Source organism: Mesorhizobium sp. M7D.F.Ca.US.004.03.1.1, assembly GCF_003998635.1.
Classification (GTDB): domain Bacteria; phylum Pseudomonadota; class Alphaproteobacteria; order Rhizobiales; family Rhizobiaceae; genus Mesorhizobium; species Mesorhizobium loti.
Genome location: NZ_RZQG01000121.1, coordinates 1 through 10,324, shown reverse-complemented (window position 1 = coordinate 10,324; position 10,324 = coordinate 1). Strand labels below are relative to the sequence as shown.

Below are 10,324 nucleotides of genomic sequence, written 5' to 3'. Positions count from 1 at the left end.
CGAGAGCGTGTTGCCTTTGGCGACATAGTCCCTGAGCGCCTTGTCGATGTCGGCGTCGTCGACCAGCCCGTAGGCGATGTTGTTCTGCGACCGGCTCAGCCCGCCGGGTGCAACGGAGACGGCGCTCTTGGCCAGGAATTTTTCGTCGATGACCAGCCGGCCATGATCGAGGTCGTAGATGTTGCGGTCGGTGAGCAGCCATTTGGTGAAGGACGGCTTGTCGGCCAGCACGGTGGCGCGGTCGATCTGGTTTTCCATCTTCGCTTCATAGAAGCTGGACGTCGCCGGATCCCATTTGAAGATCTTCAGCAGATACTCGGCGTGGCCGCCGAAATCGCGCCGCGTCGAGGCCGACAGCCTGAGCACCTGCATGTTGAGTTCGAGGCGCATGATCTGCGACGAATTCAGCATGGCGCCTGACAGCGGCCCTTCGTCGGAGCGCAGCCAGGCGGCAAGCTGGTCGGGTGGTAGGTCCTTCTGGCCGGCGGCGAGCCAGCGCTGGGCAACATCGGCGCAGGACACATCGGTGGCGCTTGGCAGGTCCTTCGAGGCGCGGGCCTGCGCCTGCCTGGGTTTGGCGTTGAACACCAGGCTCATGGTCAGCGGCAGGCGCGAGGAAATGCGCTGGCTTGCCTTTCCCTTGGCCGGCTTTTCCGCCACCGAATAGTGGAAGCGGTAGATCAGCCGGATCTCGCCGCATTCGGTGTGGCCGAGATAGCCGCGATCCATGCGGTTGACGACGCCGGTGAGGTCCAGCGTCGAGCCGTCGTCATCGATGTATTTCGGGTTGAATTTCTGGCTGGCGTCCTTCGACTTCGCCATGGCAGCGACATAGGGGTCCGGACTGGTCTTCGGTTCGTCGGCGATCTGCTGTTTGACGGTGTCGCGCACCGTCGCCAGTGCCGGCACCGAAAACAGGCCGCGATTGTCGACCTCACGGGTGAGGCCGAGTGCCGGTCCGAGCAGACGGCTGATCGAGAGGCCGCCGCGCTCGAGCGCCTGCAAGGTGGCGGGGTCGGTGACGGCAACGCTGGAATCGAGCGTCACCGCGCCGGCGGCCCGCAAGCCGAGGCAAAACAACGCCGCAATCAGCGACAGGAACGAACCGATCCTCCTCAAGCCCAATACATCCCCCATTGTACGGGCAATGCTACAGGCCTCGCACACTCTCGACCAGAGCGCTGAGGCCGCCATGCCAGCACCGCTGCGGTCTGGAAAAATGCTGTGACTTGGCGCAACCATTGGGATAATTGTTTGTTGGGTTGAGCCGGCCTTGCCGGACAACGGGGAAGTTCGCAGCGCGAGGAGTTGCCATGCTCTGGAAGGGCCGTCGTCAGAGTGACAATATCGAGGACGACCGCAGCGACAGCGGCGGTGGCGGACTCGGTGGCGGCAGCCCTGGTCAGTTCCGCATTCCGATCGGCGGCCGCGCCGGTGGCGGCGGCAGCATCTTCCTTGTCATCCTGGTGGTGCTGGCTGGATGGTATTTCGGCTTCGATCCGTCGACGATCCTGGGTGGCGGCGATGGCGGCCTGCTGCCGGGCGGCGGCGGCCAGATCACCGACAACAGCGGCGGTAGCCAGGACAGCGGCGCCACACCGGCCAATGACGAGATGAAGCAGTTCGTGGCCACCGTGTTGGCCGAGACCGAGGACACCTGGACCGGCATCTTCAAATCGCAGGGGCTGACCTATGAGGACCCGAAGCTGGTGCTGTTTTCCGGCCAGGTCCGCTCAGCCTGCGGCTTTGCCTCCGCGGCGGCCGGACCGTTTTATTGTCCCGGCGACCACAAGGTCTATCTCGACATGACCTTCTTCCAGCAGCTCGACCAGCAGTTTGGCGCTTCGGGCGAATTCGCCCGCGCCTATGTGATCGCGCATGAGGTCGGCCACCACGTGCAGAACCTGACCGGCATCATGTCCAAGTTCAACCAGATGCGGCAAGGCATGAGCGAAGCCGACGCCAACCAGATGTCGGTACGCATCGAGCTTCAGGCCGACTGCTTCGCCGGCGTGTGGGCCCACTACACCGCGCAGAAGGGCATATTGGAGCAGGGCGACATCGAGAGCGCTCTGAACGCCGCCAAGCAGATTGGCGACGACACGCTGCAGAAGAAGACGCAGGGCTATGTCGTGCCGGAAAGCTTCAACCACGGCACCTCGCAGCAGCGGCAGACCTGGCTGGCGCGCGGCTACAAGAGCGGCAAGCTTTCGGATTGCAACACGCTGAGCGGCCCGATTTGACGAGACTGTTTCCCGAGATGACCTGACGGCCAAGACGCCGTCAGGGGATGTCAGGATGAAAGAATCCGGCCTGTTCCCTTATTGTTCCTTGCGGCCGGCTCGCCTATAAGGTGCGTCCGCCTGCGCCCCAGGGCGAGCAGAGGAGCTTGACCCATCATGATCGACCCCAAAACCGCCAGACGGGGCCTTGCGCTCGTCTTCACCACGCTGCTGCTCGACATTATCGGCTTCGGCATGATCATGCCGGTGCTGCCGGCCTATCTCCGGGAATTGACCGGGGTCAGCATCAGCGGAGCGGCGATCGAAGGCGGCTGGCTATTCTTCGTCTATGCGGCGATGCAGTTCTTCTTCGCGCCCATCATGGGCGGCTTGAGCGATCGGTTCGGACGCCGGCCGATCCTGCTCGCCTCGGTGCTGACGTTTTCCATCGACAATCTGATCTGCGCCGTCGCCTGGTCCTATCCGATGCTGTTCATCGGGCGCGTGCTGGCCGGCATTTCGGGCGCCAGCTATTCGACGACATCGGCCTTCATCGCCGACATTTCGAACGATGAGAACCGGGCGAAGAATTTCGGCCTGCTTGGCATCGCCTTCGGCGTCGGCTTCGTCATCGGGCCGGTCCTGGGCGGGCTGCTCGGCACGTTCGGACCCCGCGTGCCGTTCTATTTCGCCGCCGGGCTTGCCTTCGTGAACTTCCTGATTGCGTTGTTCTTCCTGCCGGAAACGCTCGATGACAAGCATCGCCGCCGCTTCGAGTGGAAACGCGCCAACCCTGTCGGCACGCTTCTGCAGATGCGCCAATACAAGGGCATCGGCTGGATCGGGCTCACCTTCTTCCTGATGACGCTCGGCCACATGATGTATCCGGCGGTCTGGTCGTTCGTTTCCAATTATCGCTATGGCTGGAGCGAGCAGCAGATCGGTTTCTCACTCGGCGCCTTCGGCCTGTGCGGAGCGATCGTCATGGCGACGGTGCTGCCGCGCGTGATCCCCAGGCTTGGCGAGTGGAAGACGGCGGTAATCGGTCTTGCCTTCACCGCGCTCAGCGCCTTCGGCTACGCCTTCGCGTCGCAAGGCTGGATGATCTATGCGGTGATCGTCGTCGGCTGTCTCGAAGCGCTGGCCGATCCGCCGCTGAGGAGCCTCGCCGCTGCCAAGGTGCCGCCTTCGGCGCAGGGTGAGTTGCAGGGCGCGATGACCTCGATCTTCTCGATCACCTCGATCATCACGCCGCTGCTCTATACCGCGATCTTTCGTGGTTCACTGGGGCAAGCGCGCCGGTGACCTTCGGCGGCGCGCCCTATCTGGTTGGTGCGTGTTTCCTGACACTGGCAGTCATCGTCTTCGTCACGAAAGTGGCAAGGCCCGTGGCGCGCACGAATGTCACCGCCGGTGTTGCCGAAAATGGAGCACAGATATGAGCCATGACAGCCGCATCCGGTGCGAGGCTATGAGAGGTTTGCGCCGCCCCTCATTGCCCTGTCGGGCATTTCTCCCCGTATAGTGACGGGGAGAAAGACGCCGTTTTCGCTGCTTTCGCTAATCGTCGACGTTGCAATAAGAGCGCCGAGGTCGCCACAGCTCCCTTCTCCCCGTTCACGGGGAGAAGATGCCGGCAGGCAGATGAGGGGCAGCGCTAACGGATCGAGTTAAGCCCGCTCGGCCAGCAATTCCTCGCCACGCTTTTCGCGGATCAAATTGACGAAGCGGCGGAACAGATAGTGCGAATCCTGCGGGCCGGGTGAAGCCTCGGGATGATGCTGGACCGAGAACACCGGCCGGCCGGTGAGCGTGATGCCGCAGTTCGAACCGTCGAATAGCGAGACGTGGGTTTCCTCGACGCCTGAAGGCAGCGAGTCGGCATCGACGGCAAAGCCGTGGTTCATCGAGACGATCTCGACCTTGCCAGTGGTGTGATCCTTGACCGGATGGTTGGCGCCGTGATGGCCCTGGTGCATCTTGGCGGTCTTGCCGCCGAGCGCCAGCGCCAGCATCTGATGGCCGAGGCAGATGCCGAACACCGGGATGTCGGTTTTCAACAGGTCCTGGATGACAGGCACGGCATAGTCGCCCGTGGCTTCCGGATCACCGGGGCCGTTGGAGAGGAAGATGCCGTCCGGCTGCATGGCGAGGATTTCCTCGGCACCGGTCTTGGCGGGCACCACGGTGACCTTGGCGCCAAGGCCGGCGAGCAGGCGCAATATGTTGCGCTTGACGCCGTAGTCGATGGCAACGACATGCATGGTCGGCTCGGCCTGTTCGCCAAAGCCTTCATTCCAAACCCAGGGCGTCTCGCGCCAGACGGAGGACTGGCCCGACGTGACTTCCTTGGCGAGGTCAAGCCCGATCAGGCCCGACCATGCGGCGGCGCGGCGCTTCAGATCGTCGAGGTCGAACACGCCGTCGGGCGCATGCGCGATGACGGCATTGGGCATGCCCTTTTCGCGGATCAGCGCGGTGAGCGCGCGCGTGTCGATGCCCGAGAGCGCCACGATGCCACGCTTCTTCAGCCATTGGTCGAGACCGGTGCCGGCGCGGTAGTTGGACGGGTTGGTGACATCGGCCTTGAACACGGCGCCGACGGCGCCGGCGCGGGCGGCTGGATTGAGGTCCTCGATGTCCTCGTCATTGGTACCGATGTTGCCGATATGCGGGAAGGTGAAGGTGACGATCTGGCCGGCATAGGACGGGTCGGTGAGGATTTCCTGGTAGCCGGTGAGTGCCGTGTTGAAGCAGACTTCGGCTACGGCGGAGCCGGTGGCGCCGAGACCGCGACCTTCGATGACGGTGCCGTCGGCCAGCACCAACAGCGCGGTCGGCTTTTCTGTTGCCCAGGCGGGCGTCGAGGCGGCGGTCATCTCGGCCATGGCGGCACTCCTATCGGGTTGCGCGCTTCCATAGGCCAAGGGGCCATCCGCGCAGCAAACGGCGCCAAGCGGCGATTTCGCAGCTTCCACGCAGTCAAGCTTCAGTTCATGCAAGGCCCAGTACATAGGGGAAGGGGCCAGGGCGGTCAATGATCATGCGAAATGCGGCCCCGATTTATTTCATCGAGCAATATCATAGGCTTGCCCTGACATATCAGGGTTTGCGTTGGCTCGCACCCGGCGCTATTGTCCGCGCCGATCGAAGGAGAATGCACCATGCGCGGCAAAATCGCCGAATCCCTGAAGAGCGCGATGAAGGCGCAGGACAAGCACCGGCTGCCGACATTGCGGCTGATCCAGGCCGCCATTCACGACCGCGACATCGCCAATCGCGGTTCGGCCAAGGAGCCGGCCAGCGACGAGGAGATCCTGCAGATCCTGGCCAAGATGGTGAAGCAGCGCGAGGAATCGGCCAAGGCCTTCGACGACGGCAAGCGGCCGGAACTGGCCGCGCAGGAGCGCGGCGAGATGGAAATCATCCGCGCCTTCCTGCCGACGCAGCTGGACGATGCCGCCATCCAGGCTGCGGCGCGCGAGGCGATCGCGGCGACGGGCGCGGCCAGCCAGAAGGACATGGGCAAGGTGATCGCCGCGCTGAAGCAGAAATATGCCGGCCAGATGGATTTCGGCAAGGCGAGCGGCATCGTCAAGGGCCTGTTGCAGTAGGCTTTCCCGCCCCGTCGGTAGTGATGCGCGGAGGCGAGGTTGGAGATCAAGGCAAAGGCAAACCCGGTTCTTGCCAGTTGCGTTAGCGACCCCTGCCGGTTTTACGGCCCCTTGCAGATCGGCACCGGCTGCGGCGGCGGTGCCGGGTGATCCTTCCTGTATTGAGCGATGATCGGCTCGAGGGTCTTTCTCGGCCAGAATTTCGGCGTGCCGATTTCCTTCAGGCAGGATGCGTTCCAATAGGCGCCCGACTGCGAACGGTTGGACGCTACCGCGGCGATGTCGCGCGATTCAGGGTAGATGTAGAGCGTCGTCGGGTTGTCCTTCACCATCGAGATGATCTGTTGCGCGTCCGCCGGCGACCAGCTGGTGCAGCCATTGCTGCGGCCGCCGGCATAGTCCACCAGCTTGCCGAACGGCACATAACCGTCGTGGTCGGCATGCGAGCTGTTCGGGCTTTTGCGCAGGCACATGCCGTGCAGCACCTGGGCCGCGTGGCCGCCGATCACCCTCTGTCTGGCGTTCGCAGCTTCGCCTTCGCCGTCGAACTGGATGAAGGTGCGCAGGAAAGCCGCATCCTGCTTGGCGCCGGTGCTATAAAAGCCTTTGAACGACGTTTTCGCCTCGCGGGTCATATAGGCGCCGCCGGCCGTGAGTTCCGAATCCATGGCGTTGCCGAAGTTCTTCGAGCACCGCCTGCCATTCGAAAAATCGACAGTGCCTTTCAGGTTGCGGCCGCCGCCATGACCCGACGAGATCGCGCGAAACGACTGGCTGGCTTCGCATATGACGTAATAGCGGCGCCCGAGCACGCCATCACCCAGATCGCCGGGGCGTGTGGCATCCATGGCGAAGTAGCAGGGGTTCTTGACGGCACCTTGCGCGACCTTCATCAGGTAAAGCGCGCGCGCTCGTTCCAGAACCACCTGTGAGATCTGACCGTCGCTGTCGCCAACGTGGGCCTGCAGCCAGGCTGGAACGCCTGATGGTGCGGCAGAGGATCGAGCCGACACCGTCAAGGCAATGACGGCGACGAGGAGGCTGAGGATCGGGACGATGCCCAGGGGGACGAATCTCAACCGCACGGGTTCACTTCTCCTGCCAAGACCGTTTCCTTACGGTGTTGCCGCCGGGAATCAATCATAAAGGGCCTCGCATTATCAGGCGAAACACATCTTGTTTAGCGCCCCCTTTGTTTAGCGCGCTCTGCCGAAGCCCGCACGAAGAGCCCATGAAAGGAGGTCGACGCGCGCAAACGCGACCTACGCCGACATGCTGGCTCCAGGCTTGCGGCGAACGTCTCCGCATCTTTAACTGTCCGCGATTTTCGTTCCCTACGGATTGAGCTATCATTTGATTCTGGCGCGGCCCGCGCCTCCTCCCTCCGCTGGGAAAGCATAATTCGTGCGGGGCTATCCGATCATCGAAACCGACTGTCCGAGCACTTGGCATAAGGAGGGGTTGCGAAAACCGCTCGCACCAGGAGGTTTTGCAATGAAGCTATCTGCGCCCGTCTACCATTTGAAGCGTCAAGCCAGGTTGTTGTCCCGCGAGGGCAAGATTGCGCTCCACGAAGCGCTTGATCGTGTTGCAGTACAGGAAGGTTTCAGCAGCTGGAGCCTGCTTGCAGCCAAGGCAGCCGAGGTGGGGCCTGCCGGAACATTGTTTGCGCAACTGGCGCCCGGCGATCTCGTTCTGGTGGGTGCACGACCCGGCCACGGCAAAACGCTGATGAGCCTCGAACTCGCAATCGAAGCCATGAAGTCCGGCCATCGCGGCGTGTTCTTCACGTTGGAATATACGCAACGAGATGTGCTCGACCGGTTTCGCGCCATCGGGGCGGACCCTGCACGGTTCAACGACCAGTTCGTCTTCGATAATTCCGACGCCATCAGCGCCGACTACATCGTCAGGACGTTGAGCTCGGCGCCGCGCGGCACGTTGGTGGTGATCGATTATCTGCAACTGCTCGATCAGAAGCGGGAGAACCCGGACCTGATGGCGCAGGTCCGCACGCTCAAGGCCTTTGCCCGCGACAGGGGATTGATCCTCGTCTTCATCTCGCAGATCGATCGGTCATACGATCCGGCGAAGAAGCCGGTTCCCGATATCAGCGATGTCCGGTTGCCGAACCCTTTGGATCTGTCGCTGTTCAACAAGACATGCTTCCTGAACAGGGGCGAAATCCGGTTCCAGGCAGCGAACTGACGGATCTGTCGAGCAACCTCATTGGGCGGCTGCCGTCAGGTTCAGGAGGTGCGCGACCGATGCAGGATTGTGCTGCGCGCGCAGCGCGTCGGCCGACTGGCGAACGACTTCGGAAATCCGCAGCAGCTGTTTGGCGATCGGGCTGGTGTTGCGCCAGACCATGCCGATCGTGCGCGAGGGCTGGGGACTTCTGAAACGCGCAATGGAAACCGGCGCCGAGCGCGTCTCCACCGCCACGGCCATTTCGGGGATCAAGGTGACACCGATGCCGGCACCGACCATCTGCACCAGGGTCGACAGCGAGCTGCCGTCCAGCAACTCGCGCGGCCGTGCCGAATGCATGCTGCAGAACGACAGCGCCTGGTCGCGGAAGCAATGGCCTTCTTCCAGAAGAAGCAGCCGCATTTCGCGCAGCATCTCGCGATTGGGCACCGGCTTTCCCTCGTCCTCGCCGGGCCGGACCAGGACGAAGTTCTCGGCAAACAGCACGACCTCCGTCAACGACGGTTCGGACACCGGCAGTGCGACGATAGCCGCATCGAGCCGACCGTCGGCCAGTTCCTGGATCAGCTTTTGCGTCAGCGTCTCGCGCACATGGATGTCGAGGCCGTCATGCATGCGCGAAAGGTTGCCGATGATGGTTGGCAAGAGGTAGGGCGCGACCGTCGGGATGACGCCGATGCGCAGCCGGCCGACCAGCCTGTCACGCGAAGAGCGGGCGAGATCAGCCAGTTCGTCCACCGAGCGCAGGATGTCGCGTACGCGCAGGGCAAACTCCTCGCCGAAATTGGTCAGCCGGACTTGGCGCGGGCCTCTTTCGAACAGTTCGGTGCCGAGCGTCTCTTCCAATTCCTTGATTTGCACCGAAATGGCAGGCTGGGAGATCGCACAGGCATCCGCGGCGCGTCCGAAATGGTTGTGCCGCGCCAGCGCCTCGAAATAGCGCAACTGCTTGAGGGTCAGGTTTGCCATAAGCGCACCTTATCTCTGTGATCAGTAAATCCAACTTAAATTAATCGAGCCGCTTTGCTATAGAGTCTGGTAGGGAGATGAAAGGCAGTCGACGCCACACAGTCCGCATCATCGGTGTGGGCGTGCGTTCGGGGCTGTTTTTGTTTCAACACAATCTTGTCCAGGGCAGGCTCAGGGCAGTAGGACATTTCGCATATTCGGGCTCCTCACCGTCGCGGCGGCCATGGAGCCGTCTCGAAGGGCATTCCAGGCCCTTGTTCACGCAGCCGTTGAGGCAAAGCTCAACACAGCCACGATCGGAGAAAAACATGGACGCCAACACAGACGATAACAGCAAGGGCAAATGCCCGGTCGTGCACACTGCCGTTGGCAGGGTCAACCGCGACTGGTGGCCGAATCAGCTTAATGTCCAGGTTCTCCACCAGCAGTCGCCGCTGTCCGATCCGATGGGCGAGGCGTTCGACTATGCCGAGGAATTCAAAAGCCTCGACCTCGACGCCGTCATCAAGGACCTGCATGCGCTGATGACGGACTCGCAGGAGTGGTGGCCGGCCGACTTCGGCCATTACGGGCCGCTGTTCATCCGCATGGCCTGGCACAGCGCCGGCACCTACCGCATCGCCGATGGCCGTGGCGGCGCCGGGGCCGGCCAGCAGCGCTTCGCGCCGCTGAACAGCTGGCCGGATAACGTCAACCTCGACAAGGCGCGCCGGCTGTTGTGGCCGATCAAGCAGAAATACGGCCGCAAGATCTCCTGGGCCGATCTTCTGATCCTGACGGGCAACGTCGCGCTGGAATCGATGGGCTTCAAGACCTTCGGGTTCGCCGGCGGCCGCGCCGACGTGTGGGAGCCCGAAGAAGACATCTACTGGGGCCCCGAGGGCAAGTGGCTCGCCGACGAGCGCTACAGCGGCGACCGCGATCTGCAGAACCCGCTTGGCGCCGTGCAGATGGGCCTGATCTACGTCAATCCGGAAGGACCGAACGGCAAGCCTGATCCGCTGGCCTCGGCGCGCGATATCAGAGACACCTTCGCGCGCATGGCGATGAACGACGAGGAGACCGTAGCCCTCATCGCCGGCGGCCACACATTCGGCAAGACCCATGGCGCCGGCGACGCAACGCTGGTCGGCGTCGAGCCGGAAGGCGCTGACATCGAGCAGCAGGGTCTCGGCTGGGCGAGCAAGTTCGGCACCGGCAAGGGCGGCGACGCCATCGGCAGCGGCCTTGAGGTGACCTGGACGACGACGCCGACCAAGTGGAGCAACGACTTCTTCGACAATCTGTTCGGCTTCGACTGGGAGCTGA

The 10,324-nt window shown here is 62.9% G+C and carries 7 protein-coding genes and 2 pseudogenes; 5 read left to right on the top strand and 4 right to left on the bottom strand.

Features of this window, described 5'->3' with window-relative positions; all coding sequences use genetic code 11:
* Positions 1–1,119, bottom strand: a pseudogene (locus EN935_RS10075) (hypothetical protein); the annotation flags it as partial.
* A gap of 194 nt (positions 1,120–1,313) precedes the next feature.
* Between EN935_RS10075 and EN935_RS10070 the strand changes: the two are divergent.
* Positions 1,314–2,243 (top strand): neutral zinc metallopeptidase, encoded by a 930-nt coding sequence (locus tag EN935_RS10070; RefSeq protein WP_109659994.1) that lies wholly within the window; start codon positions 1,314–1,316, stop codon positions 2,241–2,243.
* Positions 2,244–2,399: 156 nt separating this feature from the next.
* A pseudogene (locus EN935_RS10065) lies at positions 2,400–3,664 on the top strand (TCR/Tet family MFS transporter).
* A gap of 228 nt (positions 3,665–3,892) precedes the next feature.
* Here EN935_RS10065 and carA read toward each other — a convergent pair.
* On the bottom strand, positions 3,893–5,110 hold the full coding sequence (gene carA, locus EN935_RS10060) for a glutamine-hydrolyzing carbamoyl-phosphate synthase small subunit (RefSeq protein WP_109661297.1): 1,218 nt from the start codon (positions 5,108–5,110) through the stop codon (positions 3,893–3,895).
* Positions 5,111–5,386: 276 nt separating this feature from the next.
* Here carA and EN935_RS10055 point away from each other — a divergent pair, with 276 nt between their 5' ends.
* Positions 5,387–5,836 carry a GatB/YqeY domain-containing protein gene (locus tag EN935_RS10055; protein WP_127264753.1) on the top strand — a complete coding sequence of 150 codons (450 nt, stop codon included), beginning with the start codon at positions 5,387–5,389 and terminating at the stop codon, positions 5,834–5,836.
* A 101-nt stretch (positions 5,837–5,937) separates the two neighbouring features.
* Here the strand turns inward: EN935_RS10055 and EN935_RS10050 are convergent, their stop codons facing one another.
* Positions 5,938–6,921, bottom strand: a complete 984-nt coding sequence (locus tag EN935_RS10050; RefSeq protein ID WP_127264752.1) for a hypothetical protein — start codon at positions 6,919–6,921, stop codon at positions 5,938–5,940.
* Positions 6,922–7,330: 409 nt separating this feature from the next.
* Between EN935_RS10050 and EN935_RS10045 the strand changes: the two genes are divergently transcribed.
* On the top strand, positions 7,331–8,044 hold the full coding sequence (locus EN935_RS10045) for a DNA helicase (RefSeq protein ID WP_127264751.1): 714 nt from the start codon (positions 7,331–7,333) through the stop codon (positions 8,042–8,044).
* A gap of 18 nt (positions 8,045–8,062) precedes the next feature.
* On the opposite strand, the gene EN935_RS10040 is transcribed toward EN935_RS10045, so the two are convergent.
* Complete coding sequence (locus EN935_RS10040; RefSeq protein ID WP_126070079.1) at positions 8,063–9,016, bottom strand: hydrogen peroxide-inducible genes activator; 954 nt, start codon at positions 9,014–9,016, stop codon at positions 8,063–8,065.
* A gap of 308 nt (positions 9,017–9,324) precedes the next feature.
* Here EN935_RS10040 and EN935_RS10035 point away from each other — a divergent pair.
* Positions 9,325–10,324, top strand: a 1,000-nt coding sequence (locus EN935_RS10035; RefSeq protein WP_348629881.1) for a peroxidase family protein, incomplete at its 3' end; no start/stop codon positions are given.

Bases quoted from the DNA above. Each gene is read 5' to 3' on its own strand.
- EN935_RS10070 (WP_109659994.1), top strand. From the start codon at position 1,314: ATGCTCTGGAAGGGCCGTCGTCAGAGTGACAATATCGAGGACGACCGC.
- carA (WP_109661297.1), bottom strand. From the start codon at position 5,110: ATGGCCGAGATGACCGCCGCCTCGACGCCCGCCTGGGCAACAGAAAAG.
- EN935_RS10055 (WP_127264753.1), top strand. From the start codon at position 5,387: ATGCGCGGCAAAATCGCCGAATCCCTGAAGAGCGCGATGAAGGCGCAG.
- EN935_RS10045 (WP_127264751.1), top strand. From the start codon at position 7,331: ATGAAGCTATCTGCGCCCGTCTACCATTTGAAGCGTCAAGCCAGGTTG.
- EN935_RS10040 (WP_126070079.1), bottom strand. From the start codon at position 9,016: ATGGCAAACCTGACCCTCAAGCAGTTGCGCTATTTCGAGGCGCTGGCG.